We start from the raw sequence: 21,910 nt of genomic DNA, 5'->3' as shown, positions 1-21,910 counted from the left end.
GATACTCTAGCCATATGACTACAGCAACGACTCCTATCGAACCACGCCTCACCTCTCTCTCCCACGGAGGCGGCTGTGGCTGCAAAATCGCTCCCGGCGTTCTCTCTGAGATTCTGAAGAACGTTCCTCAATTACCTTTTCCTAAAGAGCTCTTGATTGGCATTGAAACATCGGATGATGCTGCCGTATATCAAATTAATGAAACGCAGGCAATCGTTGCCACGACTGACTTCTTTATGCCTATCGTGGATGATCCATTTGATTTCGGAAAAATTGCAGCGACTAATGCGATCAGTGATATCTATGCCATGGGTGGCACACCACTCTTCGCGCTTGCTTTAGTTGGCATGCCCATCAAAGTGCTCTCCAATAAAACAATTGCCAGAATTTTAGAGGGTGGTGCTGAGGCTTGTCGTAGCGCAGGCATTCCTATTGCTGGTGGTCACACAATCGATTCGGTTGAGCCGATCTATGGACTAGTAGCCATTGGCATTGTTGATCCTCAGCGCGTTAAAAGTAATGCGAGCGCTCAGCCAGGGGACGTCCTCATTCTAGGCAAGCCATTAGGCGTAGGCATTTTGTCTGCAGCCCTCAAGAAAGATCTACTCGGTCCAGACGGGTACCGCGAAATGATTTCTAATACCACGAAACTCAATTCCGCTGGACCAGACTTGGCAAAAATTAGTGGTGTACACGCATTAACTGACGTCACAGGCTTTGGTTTAGCAGGCCACACTCTTGAGCTAGCTCGTGCCTCTAATTGCACTGCTCACATTGACTGGAGTCAGGTACCCCTACTCTCCAATGTTCAGAATCTAGCGGATGAAGGAATCATTACTGGGGCATCTGATCGTAATTGGCTTAGCTATGGCGATGAAGTTAGCATACCTGCGGATTTCACTTCAGCGCAACGCGCCCTATTAACCGATCCTCAAACCAGTGGTGGTTTATTGGTATCGTGTAGCCCTGAATCTGTTAAAGAGGTGCTGGATGTCTTTAACCAACATCACTTTTTGGGTGCCCGCGTGATTGGTCAAATGAGCAAACGCCAAGGCAAGCCTTTGGCTGTTTCGTAGGCCAAGCTTAAGTTAGTCTTTTAGATTAAAGACGCTCGAGAAATCGAGCTGACCATTGCCCGCTTTACTGTGAGACTCATAAAGCTGTCTAGATAATTCGCCAAGGGGAACGCTTGCGCCAAGGTCTTGAGCATTCTCAATTGCTAAGCCCATATCTTTGAGCATGAGATCAACGCTAAATCCACCAGCGTAGCCCTTTGATGAAGGCACATTCTCCATCACTCCAGGACAAGGGTTGTACAACTCAAGCGCCCAATTGCGACCAGAACTCTTGGACATAATGTCCGAGAGCACTTTCGGGTCCATGCCATTCGCAATTCCCAAACGCAAGGCTTCGCTAGTCCCCAGCATCTGAATACCCAAAAGCATGTTGTTGCATACCTTTACCGTCTGACCTGCACCACTACCGCCTGCATGAAAAATATTTTTACCCATCTTCTCCAAGATTGGGCGAATGCATTCCACTACTGAATTTTCTCCACCGACCATGAAAGTCAATGTTCCCGCTTGAGCACCTGCGGTACCGCCTGAGACAGGCGCATCAACCATGGCAAAACCTTTAGCCTTTGCTTGCGCTGCAACCGCTTGCGCAACCTTTGGTGAAATCGTAGAGCAATCAATTAATAGGGTTTTAGGATTAGCGTGCGCCAATAAACCAGATTCACCAAGGTATAGGCCTTCGACGTGACGCGAAGCTGGCAACATGCTAATTAAAAGGTCTGCACCATCAGCAGCGGTATTGGCGCTCTTCGCAATCTTGCCGCCTGCCGCTGCGAATGCATCAATCTGTGCTTGCACCAAATCAAAACCCGTCACTTCATGGCCTGCTTTCAATAAATTGATTGCCATTGGCAAACCCATATTACCTAACCCAATAAATCCAATTTTCATATTGATCCTAGTTATCTCAAGTGCTTGTTTCTTATTTCACTCACTGCTTGCGCGATGCCAAATACTTTACCCCTAGAGGCCCATAGGTTTCCGAATGGGGTTGCTCAAATGCCAACTCAAATACATCTCCTACGCAATATTGGTTTAATCCGTTTTGTGATTCAATTTCAATATACCCATCCACTACGAGGGCTCGCACTGCAAACGGGTGAGTATGATTATCTAAGTGGCCATTTGGGGGCTGCAGCACCTCAACTGGCTCCGGAAAGCCAGACTGCGACAAGAGTTGCAGAAATTGGTCTTGATTCATAATGAAACTATAGCGCGGATATACACTCTTTTCAGAAACCACCATCTTTGGGAATTTGAATCACTATGACAGTCAAAGTTATCGGCTTAATTAAGCTTACCGATCAGTCCGCCTTTGAGCAATATCGCAACCAAGTAGGCAAGACCGTCGAGCATTACAAAGGCAGCATTGAGTATCGTGGATTGCTCACGGAAATCTTTTGGAATGAACTGGGTTGCGATGCCTTTAGCGCGTTTGTAGAACTTCATTTTCTGAGCAAAGAAGATGCTCATGCTTGGGCACATAGCACTGAGTACCAAAGTCTTTTACAAATCCGCGGTCAGGCCATGAAGCTTACCCTCTTTGGGGTGGAAAACTAGAAATAAAAAAGCCCAGCTTTGTGAGCCAGACTTTTTAATCAATTAGGGTAAGAATTATTTCTTAGCTTCCATTGCTTCTTTTGCAGCAGTGATTTCTTTGCGACGCTCTTTGCAAGCACCAGCAATCTCTTGCAAGGCCTTACGGGCGCGTGCAGCAGATGCCTTAATACCTTTTTCAATGAACTTCTCGTTTTCTGCTTTATAAGTTTCAAAAGCGGCTAACAATGTATCGTGTTGTGACATCTCGTCTCCCATTAATCAAGTAAATAGTCATACCTACAGCGAAATCAGTATATCCCTATAAAAACTGTAAAAAATGGTCATTTTCATCAGGGATAACTCTTAGACTCAGCCTTTTGGCTGACATGCTTTAATTAGAGGAAATATTGAAAAACCGCGAAAACAATGAAAAAAATCCTACTTTTATTGGCTATCAGCCTACTTTCTGGCCTGGGATTCGCCCAAACGGGCTCTTGGCCCGCCCCCAATCGCCCAATTACTTTTATCAACCCCTTCCCGCCTGGTGGCGCAGTGGATGCCTTTGGGCGCCCCTTGGCAAAACAACTCTCAGTTCAATTAAACGACTCGATTGTGGTGGATAACCGAGGTGGTGCAGGCGGTACAGTAGGAGCTGCAGCTGCGGCAAAAATGGCGCCGGATGGATACACCTGGTTGCTGGGCGCAGTTCATCACTCCATTGCTCCCAGCATGTATCAAAATCTTTCGTATGACATCACCAAAGATTTTGAGCCAATTGCAATTATCGGCAGCGTACCTCATGTCATTGTTGTGAACCCGACAAAGTTTCCTAAGAATGATTTGAAATCCATCATCGAAGAAATTCGTAAACATCCTGGTAAATACAACTACGCATCTACTGGAAATGGAACTTCACAGCACCTTACTGGCGAGCTATTTAAGATTCAGAATAAATTATTTATTACACATATCCCTTATCGCGGTACTGGGCCAGCACTACAAGATGTTGTCGCCGGTCAAGTGGATATGATGTTTGACACACTTGCAGGTGCTGCGCCTTTTATCAAAAGCGGTCAATTGATCGCAGTTGCTGTCGCTAGTAATCAACGCAGCCCAGCCTTTCCGAATGTACCCACTGCTCAAGAGCTCGGTATTAGCAACTTCGTTGTTTCTAGCTGGTATGCTCTTTGGGCTATCAAGGGCACCCCCAAGGATATCGTCGACAAAATGAGCACTGAAGTACAAGCTGCACTAGCTTCCCCGGATATTAATGAGCGTTGGGCGGGCATGGGCGCGACCGTCCCCAAAATGACCCGCCCTGAATTGAACGCTTTTATCAACCAAGAAGTTGTGCGCTGGCATGATGTAGTCAAGAAATCAGGCGCGAAGCTGGATTAAAAACATTTGATAGAACATAAAACAAAATAAGAGACGCAAAATATAAATGAGCATTTCAACAAAAAACTACTCCTTTGTTCGCAATAAACTTTTAAACAAAGAGGAAATTGCATTTTTAGACGTTAGAGAAGAGGATCCTCATGCGCGCAAGCATCCCCTTTTTGCGGCCAACTTACCTCTCTCTCGTATTGAAATAGATGCTTTTGCAAAGCTTCCCAAGAAAAATGTCCCCGTTGTCACGCTAGATGATGGTGAGGGGTATGCTGAATTAGCAGCAAAAAGATTGATCGATCTTGGCTTTGCTGACGTTTCAGTATTTGAAGGTGGCGTTCAGGGGTGGAAGGATGCTGGTGGAGAGATATTTATAGACGTAAATGTGCCCAGCAAATCCTTTGGTGAGCTTGTGGAATCAAAACGCCACACCCCCTCGCTATCCGCCCAAGAAGTTAAGCAACTACTAGACAACAAAGAAGATGTGGTTGTCGTTGATGTGCGCCGCTTTGACGAATACAACACCATGAGCATTCCGACTGGCATCAGCGTTCCTGGTGCTGAGCTAGTCTTGCGTTTACCTGAACTAGCACCCAACCCCAAGACAAAAGTAATCGTCAATTGCGCCGGTAGAACTCGCAGCATCATTGGTACTCAATCATTGATTAATGCTGGCATTCCAAATGAAGTTAACGCTTTGCGCAATGGCACGATTGGCTGGACTCTTGCGGGACAGGAACTGGATAAAGGCCAAAGTCGCAAGTTCAAGGAAGTTAGTGAGAGCACTACCAATGAGGCAGCTAAGCGTGCTCGCGATGTTGCTGACCGCGCTGGCGTGAAGCGTGCGAATCTGGAAAATGTTCGCGACTGGATGAAGCAGTCGGATAGGACAACTTACTTCTTTGACACCCGCACTCCCGAAGAATATGAACGCAGCCACCTTCCTGGCTTTCGCTCCGTACCGGGTGGTCAGCTCGTTCAAGAAACTGAAATGGTTGCACCTGTTAGAGGTGCCCGCATTGTTCTCGTAGACCCTAGCGGTGGTAGCGTACGCGCAAATATGCCAGCCTCTTGGTTAGCGCAAATGGCTTGGGAAGTGTATGTGTTAGACGACATCAAACCATCCGATCTAACCGAGCAAGGCGCATGGAAGGCGCCCTTGCCTCAACTACCTCAGGTAGCAAACGTAGATGCAAAAACTCTTTCTAATTGGCTTAAATCTGACAGCAATACGATTGTGGTGGATTTCAGTACACATGCAAATTATGTCAAGGGGCATATTCCAGGTAGCTGGTATGCGCTGCGATCTTTACTTCAGGATGGCTTGAGCAAATTACCTAAAGTGGATCGCTATGTTTTAACTAGCTCTCCACACGAACTGAGTATTTTTGCCGCACAAGAATTTAAGGCGCTCACCGATGCCGAGGTATTAATTCTTGATAGTGGTAACGCTGCTTGGGTTAATGCTGGCCTAGAGCTAGAAAAAGGTCCGAGTCATCTTGCCTCGCCACCTCTTGATCGTTACAAGCGCCCTTATGAAGGCACTAACGTAGATCCAGCAGCTATGCAGGCTTATTTAGATTGGGAGTTTGGTTTGGTAGAGCAATTGGGCAAGGACGGAACCCATCACTTCTGGGTTCTCTAAGTCCTTGCATACGCATATATTGGATGCGTATTAACCAATCCTGTTACGCAGGATGCCAATACCGGTGATATTCGTTTCCATAATGTCACCGGGCTTCATAAACTCCTGAGGGGTTCTGCCTGCACCTACCCCAGATGGCGTACCAGTGGCGATGATATCGCCCGGCAAGAGCGTTAGACCTCGAGACAACTCGGAAATGATGGTTGGAATCTTGAAATACATTTGCTTATAACTCGCATTTTGTTTTTCAACGCCGTTTACTTTGCAAATAATTCTGGTGTCATCTAAATTGACACCGCCAGCTGTAACCACCCATGGCCCCATTGGTCCATGTCCATCAATACTCTTTCCTTTAAACCACTGACCTGAATGACGCTTTTGCTGAATGTCACGCGCTGTTGTGTCGTTGTAGGCTGAATAACCAAACACATAATCCATTGCGTTTTCTTCAGAAATATTCTTACCCTTTTTGCCAATCACAACTGCTAGCTCAGCTTCCCAATCGATCATTGTAGAAACACCAGCATCATAGGGAATGCTGTCAAACGGACCGTTCATTGTTTGTGTGCCTTTGGAAAAGAACACTGGTACTTTTGGATACTCTTTCACCGCTGTATCGGCGCGATGTTTTAAGCCCTCTTCAAAGTGATCCAAGTAGTTCCAGCCTACACAGTAAATATTGGCCTGAGGCTTTGGAATAGGCGATAACAAGATGGTTTGATTCACATTCTGCAGATTTGATCCACGACCCTTGAAAAGCGCGGCAAGCTCTACAAGACCTTTATTGCCTGATCCTGCTAGCGAGATCATCGATGTTGGATCAAATGAGAGTTGCACCTTTTGACGCTTTGCTTCAGCTGGAATATCAATTACCAACCCATCATTAGTAACCAAGCCTAACCGAGAGGTAGCACCCATCTTTGGCAAATAATTCGCAACCCGAAAGCCTGCTTTCCCAGTGAGGGGTTCAACCACAATTGGTGGCTGAGCTTCTGAGGCAGCAAGCGCATTCGTCATGATCATGCCACTCAAAGCAGCGGTTGCACTTAATTTGAGCGCATCTCTACGATTTGTATCCACAAGGTCTCCTTTACTTAGCTTTTTATATTTAGATTTTGTTCATTACAAAACAAAGTATATGCCGTAAATATTAATACCAAACTCAAGTCCAGGGCATAAAATCCAAAACTTGGCTATTCTTGAGCCATGCCCCATCAGAAACTTTGCCCTATATCCCGCCTTCTAAGCTGTACGGCTATGTTGATTAGTCTTGCCGCCTGCGAGCGTGAGACCTATACAAGCTGGAACTGCCAATCGGCAGACGAGGCCAAAATTCCCATGGTGCTGAGAAAGGCGCAAATGGAATTTCAAGGGGCTCAATTGAAATACTGCGGTAGCCTAGGGGATCAAAGTTTCTTTGATCCGGCCTGCACAAATCAAACGGAAAAGTCCAGCACCGTCTTTTCCCCTAAAACTGGCTTACTGGTGCAGCAAGGAAAAGAATTCCAATGTGTAGCCTTATAAGTTGGAATATGCACCTTAATGAACACCACACCGAACAAAATTAATCCCAAGAAGCTACTACTTAGCAAGTGGACTGCAGTTCATCCCGTTGCCAAACAAAAGCATTTTTTGGTGAGCAAGGTTATCTTGCCCGAGGCGCCTGAAGAGAAAATTGAGTTTGTTGAAATCGAAGCTGTCTATAGCAAAAAGACCCGACAGATCCCTTGGCGCAATCTCATGAATAGCGAAAAATGGCTGCAGGGCTGGAAATAAAAAACCGCCTCAATCCCAATGGCATATGAGGCGGCTGGACTGATAGGTGATGAGTTAACTATTCATCAGTCTTTTTCTTGGATCCAGATGATTTCTTGACCATATCGTCAATATTCTTTTCAGCAGCTTCAGCTACTTCATTCACAATACGACGACCTTCTTTAAACATTTTCTGGCCTGCCGCTGACATTTCATTTACTACCTTGGACAATTTATCAGCATGAACTGGCACTTTGCTCTCAGCATCCTCTAGCCAATCAACCAAGGAGCTGCGAACTTTTTCTAAATGCTTTTCGGTTTCATCCGCAGCACCCTCGCCCAACTCTTTCAATACTGCTTTTACTTTCTTCTGATATGCAGCCGCACGCTTAGCCGCTTCTTTAGCGGCTTCTTCTTGCAAGCTCTTTAATTTACTTAAATCATTTTTCGCAGCAGATTTGGCGCTGTCCAATGCGTTTTTCATACCCCATTCAATTTCCGCCATATGGTAATCGCTAAGTTTCTTTGCTGCCTCTAAAAGAGTGTGCGAATAATCAAACAACTCTTTGGCTTTTTCACGTTGCCATTTTTGCAAATCTTTTGCATCCATTTTTAGCTCCTGTCTTCCTATGATTAAGGGGGGGGTTTATGAAAGCTTGCACTTCCACTCTATACCGAAATGTACGAGCTGCCAATGCCTCTAATATCCTAGTAATTTAAGGCATTAAAATGACAGAATGACTGCAAGAAGAAGCATTTACGAGGATATTGGGGGCGTCGACAAAATTGATGAATTAGTCGACCGTTTTTATGATTTGATGGCACTGGAACCTCAATTTCAGGGAATTCGAGCCATGCACCCCCAAGACCTTTCCACCTCAAGAGAAAAGCTCAAATTTTTCTTAACAGGCTGGATGGGAGGTCCCGATATTTACTCACCGAAGTATGGACACCCCATGCTTCGGGCAAGACATCTACCATTCAAGATTGGCATTAGTGAGCGCGACCAATGGCTGGCATGCATGTATCGCGCAATGGAAGAATGCGGAATCGAAGGCAATATTGCTAAGCAGCTAGAAGAGTCGTTCTTTAACACCGCAAACTGGATGCGCAATCAAGCGCCTTAATCTAATTTTGCTCCCGCTTGCTTCACTGCTCTCGCCCACTTAGGCATTTCAGCAGCAAGGTACTTGCTAAATTGATCGGGATTTAAATAAGCGGGGTCCGCACCCTGATCAACCATTTTCTTCTGAATGTCAGGAGACTCTAGAGTTTCTTTAAAGGCATGGCTGAGTTGGCTTACCACTTCTGGTGGTGTACCTTTAGGTGCAAGAATTCCATAGAAGCCAACAACTTCCAAATTGGCAACGCCGGTCTCCATCACTGTTGGAGTATTGGGTAAGGCAGGATTCCGTTTGGCACTCGTTACAGCCAAAGCTTTTACCTTGCCTTGTTTGGCATAGTTCGCAGCCTGGGGTACAGACTCCGCCATAAATTGCACATGTCCTGCGATTAAATCTGTAAATGCTGGTGCACTTCCCTTAAATGGAATATGCACCATGAAAATACCCGTCTCATTTTTTAACATCTCTGGAACTAGGTGTGAGATACCACCATTACCAGCAGAACCATAATTTAATTTCCCTGGGTTGGCCTTCGCATAGGCAATGAATTCCTTGAGAGAATTTGCAGGTACATCCTTGTTCACAATCAGTGCCAAAGGTTGTTGAGCTGTTCGAGCAATCGGCTGAAAATCTCTCAGAGTGTCATAAGGTGACTTTGAATAGATTGCCGGATTAATTACCATCGTTCCCGTATTGGCTAGCAATACGGTATAGCCGTCAGCAGGCGATTGCATCACAAACTGCGCACCAACTGCACCGCCTGCACCCGCCTTGTAATCCACAATCACCGGTTGCCCCAAAATCGATTGCAGCTTGTCACTAAGCAATCGAATATGCGCATCTAATGGCCCACCCGCTGGAAAACCAATAATGATCTTGATGGGCTTTTCTGGATAGGCAGCCCAGACCCCAGAGAATGGGATTAAGAGAATAATCGCAAGAAATAATATCCTGATAGTTTGTGTGGGCTTGAACATCATCCTGATCATTTAGCTAAGTTCGATACACTTCATCTTAATACGACTTTTGAATGAGAATATGACGGAAAGCGCCCTACTCTTGTTAAGCGACCCAAACACTTGGATCGCGTTTTTCACACTTTCAGCATTAGAAATCATTCTTGGCATAGACAATATTATCTTTATTAGCGTCATTGCCAATCGCTTACCAGTTGAGATTCGTGAAAAAGTACGTCGCTTTGGTCTTTTATTCGCACTGGGCACTCGGATACTTCTATTGCTGAGTTTATCTTGGGTAATGAGCTTAACTGCGCCACTCTTGACCATATCTGGTCACCCAATCAGCGGTAGGGACCTCATCTTGTTGCTGGGTGGATTCTTCCTCATCTGGAAAGCTTCTAAAGAAATTTATAGCGAAGTAGAGGTGGGAGAGCAAGAGGATGGGGCTTCAAATGACGGTCCGAATAACATCAATAAATCCATGCTTAGTTTATTTGTGGGTTCTATTTTGCAAATCGGCTTACTCGATATCATCTTCTCGCTTGATAGCGTGATTACCGCCGTGGGCATGGTGGATCAAATCAGCATCATGATTGCTGCTGTTATTGCATCCATCTTAATTATGCTTATTGCAGCCAAGCCGATTGGTGACTTTGTGCATCATCACCCTTCTATTAAGGTCCTAGCTTTGTCGTTTTTGACGGTAGTTGGCGTAGTACTCATAGCCGAAGGCATGGGTGTGCATATCCCCAAAGGCTATGTTTATGTGGCAATGGGCTTTTCACTGGTGGTTGAACTCTTGAATATTCGCTCAAGAGAAAAGAAAAAGTGCAAAGCCGAGGACTAAGCGCTCAAAAAGTATTGCTAAATGGCTTGTGCGCAAGCAAATCCGCTAGCCCAGGCCCACTGGAAATTATGACCGCCTAAGTGCCCGGTAACATCAACACACTCACCAATAAAATACAGGCCCTGGTGTTTGCGTGACATCATGGTTTGACCATCGAGGTCCTTGGTGCTAACACCACCTAACATTACCTCTGCCTTTTTCCATCCTAGAGTGCCAGCAGGCTTAACAGACCAGTTTGTTAAAAGCTCCTTTAAGACTTGGCGATCTTTTTTAGAAACCTCCACCCACTTTCGCCCATGCAGATTACTTTGTTCTGCAAAGGCTTTAGCTAAACGCTGTGGTAATACAGAGGCCAATATTGTTTCAGTTAGCTTTAGTCGATGCTCGTCATTATTAAAGATCTCATCGCAACGAACTGCACCAGACTGGTCAATATTTGCGAGCCAATCAATTCGGATGGGTTCACTCTCAGCCCAATAACTACTTGCTTGCAAGATTGCAGGTCCCGACAGACCCTTATGGGTTATCAAAATATCTTCGTTGAAATGACAAGCACCATATCTTGCGCTCTTTAATCCTGAGCTGATCCCGATGGGGACGCTCAGCCCAGCAAGCTCACTCAGACTCGAAAAGGCATCTGCAGTAAATGACAGTGGCACTAAAGCAGGTCGAGGCTCTATGACATTTAAACCAAATTGCTTGGCAATATCTAACGAATAGGCTGTAGCTCCAATAGCCGGCACAGGGAGCCCGCCCGTTGCCATGACGACTGATTTAGATTTTTCAATCCCCGTATTGGTGTTGATCAGCCACTGATTTCCCTCTTGGGCAATCGATTCAATGATTGCTGGATGACGAATGGTGACATTGCCACGAGCGCACTCAGACATGAGCATTTCTACTACCTGCTTAGCAGAATCATCGCAAAAGAGTTGTCCTTGATGTTTCTCGTGATAAGCAATGCGGTATGACTGAATCAGCTTGATGAATTCAGTAGATGGATATCTTGCTAGTGCACTTTTAACAAAATGGGGATTAAGTGATAAGAAATTAGCCGGACTACTATGTATGTTTGTGAAATTACAGCGACCGCCACCGCTAATACGAATCTTTTCACCAAGTACAGATGCATGATCTATCACCAGTACTTTTTTTCCAAGCTGCCCAGCGACTCCCGCACAAAACAAGCCTGCAGCCCCGCCACCAATAATGACGGCATCCCATGTTTTACTCATTGTGATAGGCGCTACTCAAAACGATCAATGATTTCAGAAGAAACATTGAGCTTTTTCATATGAAGCTTGGTGTAAGCCTGACGAAAATTTTTCGTCATCGCAATCATGACAGATGCAGTCCATGCAAAAGCAAACATGCCGGAGAAAGCAATAATCACCGCTAGCATTTTCCAACCCTCAGGCAAGATGTCTTCCATGAAGCCCATCGCGGTATAGGTACTACCACCAAAGAGAATACTCTGCCCCAGGGCAGGCAATAACTTCAAGCTGTAAAGCGCAAATCCCCAAAGCAAAATTTCAGCAATATGCGTTAAAAATAAATACAGCACGCTAATGTAAAAGCAAATTCCAACCTTAGAGTATTTCTGCTCAGCTAGGTAAATAAATGTTTTTACTTCATAGCGTTTTGCAATCTGCAACAATATTGCCCCATGAAATACCATCACCAGCAATAGCATTGCTCCGCCCACAATATATCCAGGTAAATCCATTGCAGTAGCGAGACTGATGTGTGAAGAATTCATATTAAGGTAAAGAGTGTTTTGGGCATTTTACTGAGTGCAAGGGCTTTCAAGCTAATTGATACCAATCTTCAATTAGCTTCCAAGCCTCTTGGGCGGTTTCCACAAAGTGAATGATTTTCATGTCGTCTTCATCAATGACCCCGAACTTCACCATTTCTCTAAAGTTCACCATCTCATTCCAAAAAGATTTACCGACTAATATCACTGGAATACTGACCACTTTCCTGGTCTGAATGAGCGTCAGCACTTCAAATAACTCATCAAATGAACCAAAGCCGCCTGGGTAAGCAACAATTGCTCTAGCGCGCAACATAAAGTGCATCTTGCGAAGAGCGAAGTAATGAAAACGAAAACTTAAACCTGGGCTGATATAAGGATTGGGATGCTGCTCTCTTGGCAAACTAATATTAAATCCAATGGTTTGATCACCACCCTCAAATGCACCACGATTGGCAGCCTCCATAATTCCAGGGCCACCTCCGGTGCAAATATGTAACTTGTTAGCGTTCTCTTTTTGAGTTTTGTTATAGCTTGCAACGAGCGCACCAAACTCTCTGGCTGATTCATAATATTGACTATGAAGTAAGGCTGTTTCGGCTTCCGCTTTTTCTGCGGGGGTCTTCGCATTCTGCACTAGACTCTCTGCTGATTTGCGACTGACAAAGCGCGTAGAACCAAATACAGTAATTGTGTGCTCTATCCCATGTTCTTTTAAAAGAATCTCGGGCTTTAGCAACTCAAGCTCGAAACGAATTCCTATGGTTTCTCTACGAGATAAAAATGCCTCATCATCAAAGGCAAATTTGTACGAATCAATAGACTCCTCTTCGGAGGTCTGCGCTTTATGCAGATTTAAAAACTCAGTAATAGTCTGTGCGTTATTTACCGGGAGCTTTGGGCTCATATTGCTACCTTCAATATGTATGTGATCTCATCTTACTATTTACATCACAAAAATCAGTATTAATACCTAGTTTAGCGAGGTTATTTTTAGGCAAATGCCCTCAAAGATTTACCATGCCCCCAAGTAGCGTTAATATTGACCCAATTTCAACCAAACCGAAGGAAACCCTCATGAGCAATCGTTCAATCATCATTATGGTACTAGTGTTAATTGGTGCTACTGCCTACCTACTCCTCAAGGGCGACGGGAACGTTGATATGAGCGGTGAAAAGCATGGTGCAGAAGCAACTCATGTTGAAGAGGCGAAAAAAGATGCTCCAGCTGCAGCCCCTGCTGCTCCAGCTGCAGCCCCTGCTGCCGATGCTAAGAAGTAATTTTCATTAAACACATTAAAACCGCGGTCCGCCGCGGTTTTTTTATCCTCACAGCATGAAAAAAATTCTTTTTTCCTTTCTGCTAATTTTCTTTTCCTCAATTAGCTACTGCCAAACTACCCGAAATATGAACACCCCCAATACAGCCATGCTTTCTTCATTTGCACCCACAGGCACTTTGCGAGTTGGCATCAATCTTGGTAACCCAATTCTAGCGGGCGAAGATCCAGCAACCCACCAATTACAAGGCGTGACCATTGATATTGCCCGTGAAATTGGCAAGCGGACTGGTCTACCTGTTGAATTGATTCCATTTAAGACCGCCGGTAATACAGTCGATGCCATTAAGACTGGCAATATCGACTTAGTCTTTGTTGCCATCGATCCCATTAGAGGTGCTGATATCAGCTATACCCCGCCCTATATACAGATTGAAGGTGCTTATATGGTGAAGGCAAATTCCCCTCTGAAAGCTAACGAACAAGTCGATGCTGCTGGCAATGAAATCGTAGTCGGCAAAGGAAGTGCTTATGACCTTTATCTGACCCGTGAAATTAAGAACGCTAGCCTCTTAAGGGCAACAAGCTCCCAGGCGGTAGTGGATGACTTTATGTCTGGCAAGGGCAACGTTGCTGCGGGCGTAAAACAGCAGCTAGAGAGTGATGCAAAGCGATATAGCGGATTGCGCATGCTTCCTGGTCGCTTTATGGTGATTAATCAAGCGATTGGCATTCCAAAAGCAAGGCCTCAATACGAAAGTACGACTGCTTACTTAAGTGAAATCATTACCCAACTAAAGCAATCAGGGTTTGTAGCGCAGGCTATGCAACGCCATCACATTGAAGGTGCTAAGGTAGCCGAGTGAAAACTAGCGGCTAACAGTTATACGAATGGAGTCGTTCTGGAATAATCACATTCTTCCAGCTCAACTCCTCGCGAATACATTGAGCTAACACCGAGGCTGACTCCAGTTCACCGTGAACTACAAAGACAGTCTTCGGGGGTGACTGAAAGCCTCGTAGCCAATCCAATAAGCCTGCCTGATCAGCGTGAGCTGAGAGACCCCCAATAGTATGTATCGAGGCTCTGACAGCCACCTCTTCGCCAAACAGCTTCACTTTAGTAGCTTTATCCACCAAGCGACGACCTAAACTTCCATATGCTTGAAAGCCAGTAATCACAATCGCGTTTTGTGCTCTGGGTAAATTATTTGCCAGATGATGAACTATTCGCCCTGCATCACACATACCGCTTGCAGAGATGATAATGGCGCCACCCTTAATCTTATTGAGCGCTTTTGACTCTTCAACATCTGCAATAAATCGAAGATCCACTGCGCTAAGATTCTTTTTATACCAACTCAATGTTGACTGCGAATGTGAATCTAATTGCGAGAAGTAATGTTCAGTCAGCTGTGTTGCAGCAGTTGCCATAGGCGAATCAACCCAAACGGAAAGATGCGGCAATAACTTTCTTCTAACTAAATCAATCAGAATAAATAATATTTCCTGGGTGCGGCCTACAGCAAATGCAGGAATAATGACATTACCTTGATTGGCCATCGTCGATTGAATCACTTCAATGAATTCTTGCTCGGTCTCGCTCAAGCCTCGATGCAATCGATCACCATAGGTTGACTCAATCACCACTACGTCAGCCTTCGCAATCAAATCCGGGTCAGGCATTAGCACCTTACCTTTCATGCCAATATCACCCGAAAAGACGCAACGTTTTGTTGGAGCACCATCCTCTTGCACATCAATTACAGCAATAGCGGAACCTAAAATATGACCCGCATTCTGAAACTGTAGATGAAGTCCTGGCATGAGTTCACGACTTTGGCCATACTCCAATACCTCAAATTGACTTAGAGCAAGGTCAACCTCTTCTCGAGAGTACAGAGTTACTGGCAACTCTCCGCGCCACTTACCCAACTTCATTTTTCGTTCTGCACGCTCTAAATCCGCCAACTGCAAATGTGCGCTATCAGGCAATAAAATCTTAAGTAATTCGTATGTTGCTTTAGTGCAGTAGATGGGTCCCTTAAATCCTTGTGCGCATAAGCGAGGTAGCAATCCACTATGGTCAATATGCGCATGTGTAAGTACAACGAAGTCCAAATCCTGTGGAGCTATGGGCATGGGCTCTAAGTTCTTATTACTTGCCTCGCGCCCACCCTGAAACATTCCATAGTCCACCATGAAATGGTGGACTATGTGAGCGAGCTTAACCTCAACCAAATGTCGAGAGCCAGTTACCTCGCCTGCCGCCCCTAAAAACTGAATCTTCATTCCCTCAGAATACTCTCTCTTACAATTAGCTCAAGTACTCAATGAAGACCACAATGCTCATATGACTTCCATGCCAAGCAAGCCAAATACGCTTAACGCATTAGGGTTAATCTCGCGCTTACGCCGCGCACCAGAAGAACACAAAGGCCATGCTGGCAAAGTGATTTTGGTTGGCGGCTCAGCAGGTATGGCTGGCGCACTTCTGCTTGCTGGAAATGCATGTCTTCATCTTGGAGCGGGTTGGACTATTCTTGAAATGCTAGATCCCGCTTCCGCACACGCAGATCAAGAGCGGCCTGAGCTCATGATTCGTCTAGCCAATCCCAATCCAAAGGAATCATTAAAGGAAGGTTTGCCAGATGTAATAGCGATTGGCCCGGGTCTAGGAACCTCTCATTTTGCAAGCGAATGGCTTCAAGCCTGTCTTGATTCTGAAAACACTCCACTGGTAATTGATGCTGATGCCTTGAACCTGATTGCCGACTCCTCTGAATTATTGAGTGCCCTACAACTTCGCAATCAACGCTATCCAAGTCAAACTGTTTTAACGCCCCATCCTGGAGAAGCAGCAAGACTATTGGGTCAGTCGACTTCTGATATTCAGGCAGATCGCATGAGTGCCGCTGAAAAACTAGCTTCCTTAACTCAATCTATCGTCATCCTTAAAGGACAACACACTTTAATTACCGCGCCAGGCAAAGACATACTGCAATGCGAACAAGGCAACCCAGGTATGGGCATTGGCGGTATGGGGGATGTATTAACAGGCAGCATTAGCGCCATTGCCGCCCAAGGAGTGCGACATCATCTGAATCTTTGGAAAGCAAGCTGCTTAGCAGTTCAGTTGCACGCGTCAGCTGCAGATAACCTCGTGCAAAAAGGAACTGGCCCTATTGGCCTTACTCCCTCAGAAATCATTCTTGAGATGCGAAGTCTTTTGAATAACCTGTTATAAAACAGCATGCAATCAGCTAGCTCCGCACATCATCACCAACGTTACCTTTATGGCATTCTGATGGCCGCTGTTGGGGCCATGCTGTTCTCTGGTAAAGCCGTATTAGTGAAGCTAGCTTTTACATATGGTGCAAATGCTGAAACTTTATTGGCCTTACGCATGCTCATGGCACTACCGCTGTTCTTAGCCATTTTTTGGTGGGAAACCAGAAGAAAACCCATGGACCCTATTACATGGCTCGACCGCGGCAAACTATTTTTCCTGGGATTTCTTGGTTACTTTCTCTCGAGCTATGTTGATTTTTTAGGCCTTCAATATATCTCCGTTGGATTAGAGCGTATTGTTCTTTACCTCACCCCGACAATTGTGCTCTTGATCTCCTATTTTGGTTTGGACAAACCCATCTCTCGCATGCAGTGGTATGCATTGGTTGTTGGCTATGTCGGCGTCTTTGTTGTCTTTATCCAAGATGCCAGCTCTACTGGGCTGCATGCATGGCTAGGAATGTTGCTGGTATTTGGCAGTGCCTGTAGTTATGCCTTGTACATGATTGGCTCAGGCGAGATGGTCAAGCGCATCGGCAGCGTGCGCCTAGTGGTCTATGCTAGCTCAGCTTCAATGGTATTTAGTGTGATTCAATCTACCTTACATAACCCGAGGGCAATCTTTGAACAGGTCGCTGCAATTTATTGGCTCAGCCTGCTCAATGCTAGCTTATGCACTGTAATTCCAATGCTACTGATCATGATTTCGATTAATCGCATTGGCTCACCGCTAGTCGCACAAGCGGGCATCCTCGGACCAGTTTCAACTATTTTCCTGGGTTACTTTGTTCTATCTGAACCCATTACAAGTATGCAAATTGGTGGCATGATCCTAGTGATTGCCGCAATGTGGTTACTAGTGCGCAATGATCCACCAACAAAAAAGTCGCCGAACTCGCAAAAGTCGGGCGACTTGGATGTTGAGCTATTAAATTAATAATGGCTCAAAAGTAGAAATCAATTACTGAGCTGCAGGTTCTGCTGCTTTAGCTTTCTTCTTAGACTTCTTCTTTGCTTTCTTCTCTGCTTTCTTCTGTTGCTTAGCCTGCTTCTTGGCTTTCTTCGCCTCTGCTTTATCCGTTGGCGCTGCGGCCGGTGCTGGAGCAGCTGTAGGAGCTGAGGCTGGAGCTACCGCAGGCGCTGGAGCTGGCGCAGGATCAGCTGCCAAAACGGAGATCGGTGACAAAGCAATACTGGCTGAAACCAAAGATGCCAAAGTGAAACGAGCAGTACGAGAAATCATGCGGTTCTCCAAAAAGGTTTTAGATGTAACCATAATACCCAAAAAAAATAGATAAACACCAAATCTATGATTTTTGTTAGCTGGGTTGGGTCTGTTCAGGGCAAATAAAAAGGCCATCATTGATGGCCTTTAGTTCTAATCAATTAGCAGGTTTTATGCAGGCTGAGCTTGAGCCTCTGAGATCTTTTCTAGGGCACCAGCAAGATGATCAACTGTGCGGTCAACATGACCAAGCTTTTCTAGACCAAACAAACCGATACGGAATGTGCGGAAATCAGGACGCTCATCACATTGCAAAGGTACACCTGCTGCTGTCTGCAATCCTAATGCGATGAACTTCTTGCCCGACTGAATATCCGGATCTGTGGTGTAGCTCACGACTACGCCTGGGGCTTGGAATCCTTTAGCGGAAACAGAGTGATAGCCTTTGGACTCTAAAAGTTTGCGCACCTTTTCACCCAACTCAACCTGTTTTGCTTTGAGTTTGGCAAAACCAAGTGATTGCGTTTCCTTCATTACATTGCGCAAAATTTTCAGTGCATCAGTAGGCATTGTGGTGTGATAAACGTGACCGCCTTTTTCATAGGCTTCCATGATTTGTAACCACTTCTTTAAATCCATAGAGAAGCTGCTGCTTTGAGTTGCATCAATACGCTCACGAGCGCGCTCGCCCAAGGCAATTAAGGCACAGCAAGGAGAGCTGCTCCAACCTTTTTGAGGCGCAGTAATCAATACATCAACATTGCAGGCCTTCATATCAACCCACATCGCACCAGAGGCGATGCAGTCCAAGACAAATAATCCATTCACAGAACGTACAGCTTCGCCTACCGCTTTAATGTAATCATCCGGCAAAATGATTCCAGCAGATGTCTCAACGTGAGGCGCAAAAACTACCGCTGGCTTTTCTTTCTTGATAAAGGCGACAACCTCTTCAATTGGCGCGGGTGCAAATACACCTTGAGCAGAATTATCTAATTGACGACCTTTGAGTACTGAAACCTCACTGGCAATATTGTCCAAGTCGAAAATTTGTGTCCAGCGATAACTAAACCATCCATTGCGCAACACCAAGCACTTTTGCTTATTGGCAAATTGACGCGCAACCGCTTCCATACCAAAAGTACCGCTACCAGGAACGATTACTGCTGAGCTTGCGTTGTATGCATCTTTCAATACGCTAGAGATATCAACCATCACGCGCTTGAACTCTTCAGACATATGATTCAAAGAGCGGTCGGTGTAAACCACTGAGAACTCTAGCAATCCATCTGGATCAACATTAGGGAGTAAGCCTGGCATAGTAATTTCCTGGGAATTTCTGTGAATAGTCCTAAATGATACTGATTTACGTATTTATTGCACCGCAACCTTGTCCTACTTGCCTAATTTGACCCTTTTGAAGCCGTCAACACCCAAAACCTAGGTTTGCCTCTTGCTAATCCGCGCCAAATTGAAGGCTATTCTTCTGACGCTTCTCAATCGAATTCTTGAACAAAGCAGCCATCCGATAGAAGCCATGCGCAAATTTGCTATACGGCATTGTCAAGAAGAATGCCATCACGAAGCCCAAATGAATGGTCAATAGCAGCGTCATTACTGAACTATCACGATAGGCTAATAGCGCTAAACCAGATGCGCTGATTAAAAATAGCAACGCAATGAATGTCCTATCCATTGGTTTTTGAGTGGCATCGCCGTGAGCAGCATTTCTGCGTAAATTCAAATACAGCAAGCCTGCTGGTCCAATCAGCAAACCAATTCCGCCCAATGTTCCCAGTATCACAGGCAAACTAGTTAAATCATAGGGCGCATGCAAATCAAGGAAGTAGTGATAAATCGTAGCTACGCCCGTAGCAGCAAAGCACAACATGAAGCCATAGAAAGTGAAATGGTGGAAACGTTTTCTCCATAGAGAAAAAGCATCGTCCTCGTTATTACAACCTTCCCCATGTCCACCGCCGAGATATTTCAAGGTCAAGGCATCATGAGTGGCCTCCGCAAACGCATCACCTGAGATGTTGCCAGGAGTAATGCCGCGCCAAAAATGAACCAAGCCTATTGTCAACGCTAGCAATGAAAAACCAAAGACTGCGCCAAACATCAGGGCTAGAGTGTTATGTGAAAAGACTGCGTAGAAATTTCCATTCAGAGGCGCTGATGAAAGCGAGCCATTAAGTGCAGCACTGAGCAATAAGAAAAAGCTAATTGAAATAGCTGTTGCTAACGACAATACCAAACCATTCTTTTGATATAGACCACCTAGGGCTCTTGGCCAGGCATAGGTCATATAGGTTTCTTTGCGGACTTGGGCCATGACCTGCGGAATATTCACCCCAAACTCATGTGGGGGAGCATATTGACAAGCATGCAGACAGGCGCCGCAGTTGTGACATAGATTCGCCAAATAGTTAACAACGCTTGGAGTAAATTCAATACGACGCGTCATCGCTGGGAATACTGCACAGAATCCTTCGCAATAACGACAGGCATTACATATCTGCAACATGCGGTCCGCTTCAGACTCTGGAGTAATAGCTATAGTTCTAGCCTCTTGAATTAGCGTATTAAGCGCTTGCATGTCCAAGCTCCATTGATTGTTTTCTTGCGGCTTGCGCTGCTTGAACTCCAGCAGCGCGACCAAACACCGTACCAATCGCCATGCCTATTCCAGCCGCATAACCTTTGCCCAAGACATTGCCAGCCATCATCTCGCCAGCAACAAATAAATTCGGACTTGGTGCACCATTAAATCGAACGGCAGCGGTTTCATCAGTCTTTAATCCAAGATAAGTAAATGTCACACCAGGGCGCACTGCGTATCCATAGAAAGGACCTTGGTCAATTGGCAAAGCCCAATGAGTTTTTGCAGGCTCAATTCCCTCTGTATGACAGTCATCCAGAATGGTGTGATCAAAGCTACCTACTTTGCATGCCGCGTTATAAGTCTTTATGGTTTCTAGGAGTGCTTGTGGATCGAGACCTAGTTTGTTAGCGAGCTCCTCGAGAGTATCGGCTTTCTCACCCGGAAAAACGGGAGGCATAAAACGTCCCAGCACTTTTGAATCAATAATCGAATATCCAATCTGCCCTGGCTGTTGCGCTACCAATCTGCCCCAAAAGGCGTAGCGCTTTGGCCAAAAATCTTCACCCTCATCCGAGAAGCGCCGTGCATTTTTATTTACAACAATTCCGAATGAAACCGCATCGATACGAGTACAAATGCCGCCATCATACAAAGGGGCACGAGCATCAATCGCAACCATATGGGCCTGTGTTGGATCACTAACGGAATCAGCTCCCAACTCAATCATCTGCTTAATCAGGACGCCCTGGTTATAGCGTGTGCCACGAATGAGAAAATTCTCCGCAGGTGACTCACCGTATTGATTGACGCCCCACGCTTCTTTTAACCACTCGCGATTCGATTCAAATCCTCCAGCAGCCATGACACAGGCTTTTGCTTCAATACGTTCGCTGCCTACGTATGCTGCGACAAACTTACCATCCTTAATTTCTACGGATGATACGGGCGACTCATAATGTATTTGCACGCCCAACTTTTCCGCGCTGCGATAGTAGGCGTTGACTAAAGCTTTACCGCCACCCATAAAGAACGCATTGGTACGTGAGAGATTTAATGTGCCAGAAAGCGGAGGTTGAAAACGAACACCATGATGTTGCATCCACTGACGACATTGTGAAGAAGCACGAATCACAAAGCGAGCTAATTTTTCATCAGTGTGGCCACTAGTAACTTTTAGTACGTCTTGCCAATACTCTTCTTCCGGATAGGATTGCAGCATCACATCTTCAGGCTGATCGTGCATTGCGCGAATATTGCGGGTGTGCGAAGAATTACCACCGCGCCACTCTTTTGGGGCAGCCTCTAAAAGAAGAACGCTAGCGCCTGCTTCCCTAGCCATTAGGGCGGCACACAGAGCGGCATTACCACCGCCAATCACTAGAACATCAACCATGAGGCTTCTTGAAGAAAAGAAATTAC

26 protein-coding genes are annotated in these 21,910 nt (G+C 45.5%); 12 read left to right on the top strand and 14 right to left on the bottom strand.

What is annotated here, in order from left to right; all coding sequences use genetic code 11:
* The first annotated feature begins 14 nt into the window (after positions 1-14).
* The gene (selD, locus tag ICV39_RS06300; protein ID WP_215389293.1) at positions 15-1,076 is read left to right on the top strand and encodes a selenide, water dikinase SelD; all 1,062 of its coding nucleotides are present in this window, start codon (positions 15-17) and stop codon (positions 1,074-1,076) included.
* 12 nt (positions 1,077-1,088) lie between these two features.
* On the opposite strand, the gene mmsB is transcribed toward selD, so the two are convergent.
* Positions 1,089-1,967, bottom strand: a complete 879-nt coding sequence (gene mmsB / locus ICV39_RS06295) for a 3-hydroxyisobutyrate dehydrogenase (protein ID WP_215389292.1) — start codon at positions 1,965-1,967, stop codon at positions 1,089-1,091.
* A 40-nt stretch (positions 1,968-2,007) separates the two neighbouring features.
* Positions 2,008-2,277 carry a cupin gene (locus ICV39_RS06290; protein WP_215389291.1) on the bottom strand — a complete coding sequence of 90 codons (270 nt, stop codon included), beginning with the start codon at positions 2,275-2,277 and terminating at the stop codon, positions 2,008-2,010.
* Positions 2,278-2,342: 65 nt separating this feature from the next.
* Between ICV39_RS06290 and ICV39_RS06285 the strand changes: the two genes are divergently transcribed.
* Positions 2,343-2,636 carry a DUF1330 domain-containing protein gene (locus ICV39_RS06285; RefSeq protein WP_215389290.1) on the top strand — a complete coding sequence of 98 codons (294 nt, stop codon included), beginning with the start codon at positions 2,343-2,345 and terminating at the stop codon, positions 2,634-2,636.
* A gap of 54 nt (positions 2,637-2,690) precedes the next feature.
* Here the strand turns inward: ICV39_RS06285 and ICV39_RS06280 are convergent, their stop codons facing one another.
* A complete protein-coding gene (locus ICV39_RS06280; RefSeq protein ID WP_028819023.1) occupies positions 2,691-2,879 on the bottom strand; it encodes a hypothetical protein in 189 nt (62 codons plus the stop codon).
* Between the two features lie 162 nt (positions 2,880-3,041).
* Here ICV39_RS06280 and ICV39_RS06275 point away from each other — a divergent pair, with 162 nt between their 5' ends.
* Positions 3,042-4,013 (top strand): tripartite tricarboxylate transporter substrate binding protein, encoded by a 972-nt coding sequence (locus tag ICV39_RS06275; protein ID WP_215389289.1) that lies wholly within the window; start codon positions 3,042-3,044, stop codon positions 4,011-4,013.
* Positions 4,014-4,059: 46 nt separating this feature from the next.
* Positions 4,060-5,649, top strand: coding sequence for a rhodanese homology domain-containing protein (locus tag ICV39_RS06270; RefSeq protein WP_215389288.1), 1,590 nt, complete (start codon positions 4,060-4,062; stop codon positions 5,647-5,649).
* A gap of 30 nt (positions 5,650-5,679) precedes the next feature.
* Here ICV39_RS06270 and ICV39_RS06265 read toward each other — a convergent pair whose 3' ends face one another.
* The gene (locus tag ICV39_RS06265; RefSeq protein ID WP_215389287.1) at positions 5,680-6,729 is read right to left on the bottom strand and encodes a fumarylacetoacetate hydrolase family protein; all 1,050 of its coding nucleotides are present in this window, start codon (positions 6,727-6,729) and stop codon (positions 5,680-5,682) included.
* Positions 6,730-6,906: 177 nt separating this feature from the next.
* On the opposite strand from ICV39_RS06265, the gene ICV39_RS06260 reads away from it, so the two are divergent.
* Together ICV39_RS06260 and ICV39_RS06255 are read left to right on the top strand one after the other, a co-directional pair.
* Positions 6,907-7,173 (top strand): hypothetical protein, encoded by a 267-nt coding sequence (locus ICV39_RS06260; protein WP_215389286.1) that lies wholly within the window; start codon positions 6,907-6,909, stop codon positions 7,171-7,173.
* Between the two features lie 18 nt (positions 7,174-7,191).
* On the top strand, positions 7,192-7,425 hold the full coding sequence (locus ICV39_RS06255) for a TIGR02450 family Trp-rich protein (protein WP_215389285.1): 234 nt from the start codon (positions 7,192-7,194) through the stop codon (positions 7,423-7,425).
* 58 nt (positions 7,426-7,483) lie between these two features.
* On the opposite strand, the gene ICV39_RS06250 is transcribed toward ICV39_RS06255, so the two are convergent.
* Complete coding sequence (locus ICV39_RS06250) at positions 7,484-8,014, bottom strand: phasin family protein (RefSeq protein WP_215389284.1); 531 nt, start codon at positions 8,012-8,014, stop codon at positions 7,484-7,486.
* Between the two features lie 127 nt (positions 8,015-8,141).
* Between ICV39_RS06250 and ICV39_RS06245 the strand changes: the two genes are divergently transcribed.
* On the top strand, positions 8,142-8,531 hold the full coding sequence (locus ICV39_RS06245; RefSeq protein ID WP_215389283.1) for a group II truncated hemoglobin: 390 nt from the start codon (positions 8,142-8,144) through the stop codon (positions 8,529-8,531).
* Here the strand turns inward: ICV39_RS06245 and ICV39_RS06240 are convergent.
* A complete protein-coding gene (locus tag ICV39_RS06240) occupies positions 8,528-9,505 on the bottom strand; it encodes a tripartite tricarboxylate transporter substrate binding protein (protein ID WP_215390916.1) in 978 nt (325 codons plus the stop codon). The two genes, ICV39_RS06245 and ICV39_RS06240, sit on opposite strands and share 4 nt — an antisense overlap.
* A gap of 61 nt (positions 9,506-9,566) precedes the next feature.
* Here ICV39_RS06240 and ICV39_RS06235 point away from each other — a divergent pair, with 61 nt between their 5' ends.
* Positions 9,567-10,334, top strand: coding sequence for a TerC family protein (locus ICV39_RS06235; RefSeq protein WP_215389282.1), 768 nt, complete (start codon positions 9,567-9,569; stop codon positions 10,332-10,334).
* A 17-nt stretch (positions 10,335-10,351) separates the two neighbouring features.
* On the opposite strand, the gene ICV39_RS06230 is transcribed toward ICV39_RS06235, so the two are convergent.
* The 3 genes from ICV39_RS06230 to ICV39_RS06220 are packed head-to-tail and all read right to left on the bottom strand — an operon-like array spanning position 10,352 to position 12,997.
* Positions 10,352-11,569 (bottom strand): NAD(P)/FAD-dependent oxidoreductase, encoded by a 1,218-nt coding sequence (locus ICV39_RS06230; RefSeq protein ID WP_215389281.1) that lies wholly within the window; start codon positions 11,567-11,569, stop codon positions 10,352-10,354.
* An 11-nt stretch (positions 11,570-11,580) separates the two neighbouring features.
* Positions 11,581-12,093 (bottom strand): hypothetical protein, encoded by a 513-nt coding sequence (locus ICV39_RS06225; protein ID WP_215389280.1) that lies wholly within the window; start codon positions 12,091-12,093, stop codon positions 11,581-11,583.
* A gap of 46 nt (positions 12,094-12,139) precedes the next feature.
* Positions 12,140-12,997: a TIGR00730 family Rossman fold protein gene (locus tag ICV39_RS06220; protein ID WP_215389279.1), complete on the bottom strand. Its 858-nt coding sequence runs from the start codon at positions 12,995-12,997 to the stop codon at positions 12,140-12,142.
* Positions 12,998-13,167: 170 nt separating this feature from the next.
* Here ICV39_RS06220 and ICV39_RS06215 point away from each other — a divergent pair, with 170 nt between their 5' ends.
* On the top strand, positions 13,168-13,371 hold the full coding sequence (locus tag ICV39_RS06215; protein WP_215389278.1) for a hypothetical protein: 204 nt from the start codon (positions 13,168-13,170) through the stop codon (positions 13,369-13,371).
* 127 nt (positions 13,372-13,498) lie between these two features.
* Entirely contained in the window at positions 13,499-14,236 is a 738-nt protein-coding gene (locus ICV39_RS06210) for an ABC transporter substrate-binding protein (RefSeq protein ID WP_215389277.1), read from the top strand.
* Between the two features lie 10 nt (positions 14,237-14,246).
* Here the strand turns inward: ICV39_RS06210 and ICV39_RS06205 are convergent, their stop codons facing one another.
* On the bottom strand, positions 14,247-15,662 hold the full coding sequence (locus ICV39_RS06205; protein ID WP_215389276.1) for an MBL fold metallo-hydrolase RNA specificity domain-containing protein: 1,416 nt from the start codon (positions 15,660-15,662) through the stop codon (positions 14,247-14,249).
* Positions 15,663-15,723: 61 nt separating this feature from the next.
* Here ICV39_RS06205 and ICV39_RS06200 point away from each other — a divergent pair, with 61 nt between their 5' ends.
* Both ICV39_RS06200 and ICV39_RS06195 read left to right on the top strand, forming a co-directional pair.
* Positions 15,724-16,617 carry an NAD(P)H-hydrate dehydratase gene (locus tag ICV39_RS06200; protein WP_251372642.1) on the top strand — a complete coding sequence of 298 codons (894 nt, stop codon included), beginning with the start codon at positions 15,724-15,726 and terminating at the stop codon, positions 16,615-16,617.
* Between the two features lie 6 nt (positions 16,618-16,623).
* Complete coding sequence (locus tag ICV39_RS06195; protein WP_215389275.1) at positions 16,624-17,598, top strand: DMT family transporter; 975 nt, start codon at positions 16,624-16,626, stop codon at positions 17,596-17,598.
* Between the two features lie 24 nt (positions 17,599-17,622).
* Here ICV39_RS06195 and ICV39_RS06190 read toward each other — a convergent pair whose 3' ends face one another.
* From ICV39_RS06190 to tcuA, 4 genes are all read right to left on the bottom strand, one after another.
* Positions 17,623-17,904, bottom strand: a complete 282-nt coding sequence (locus ICV39_RS06190) for a protein tyrosine phosphatase (protein ID WP_215389274.1) — start codon at positions 17,902-17,904, stop codon at positions 17,623-17,625.
* 153 nt (positions 17,905-18,057) lie between these two features.
* On the bottom strand, positions 18,058-19,206 hold the full coding sequence (locus tag ICV39_RS06185) for an aminotransferase class V-fold PLP-dependent enzyme (RefSeq protein ID WP_215389273.1): 1,149 nt from the start codon (positions 19,204-19,206) through the stop codon (positions 18,058-18,060).
* Positions 19,207-19,342: 136 nt separating this feature from the next.
* A complete protein-coding gene (gene tcuB, locus ICV39_RS06180) occupies positions 19,343-20,485 on the bottom strand; it encodes a tricarballylate utilization 4Fe-4S protein TcuB (protein WP_215389272.1) in 1,143 nt (380 codons plus the stop codon).
* Positions 20,472-21,884 carry an FAD-dependent tricarballylate dehydrogenase TcuA gene (gene tcuA, locus ICV39_RS06175; RefSeq protein WP_215389271.1) on the bottom strand — a complete coding sequence of 471 codons (1,413 nt, stop codon included), beginning with the start codon at positions 21,882-21,884 and terminating at the stop codon, positions 20,472-20,474. Before tcuA ends, tcuB begins: the two co-directional genes overlap by 14 nt.
* Positions 21,885-21,910 lie beyond the last annotated feature (26 nt).

Source organism: Polynucleobacter sp. MWH-UH25E, assembly GCF_018687095.1.
In the GTDB taxonomy this organism is placed as follows: domain Bacteria; phylum Pseudomonadota; class Gammaproteobacteria; order Burkholderiales; family Burkholderiaceae; genus Polynucleobacter.
The sequence above is the reverse complement of the archived record's forward strand: the minus strand, read 5'-3'. Positions and strand labels throughout refer to the sequence as shown.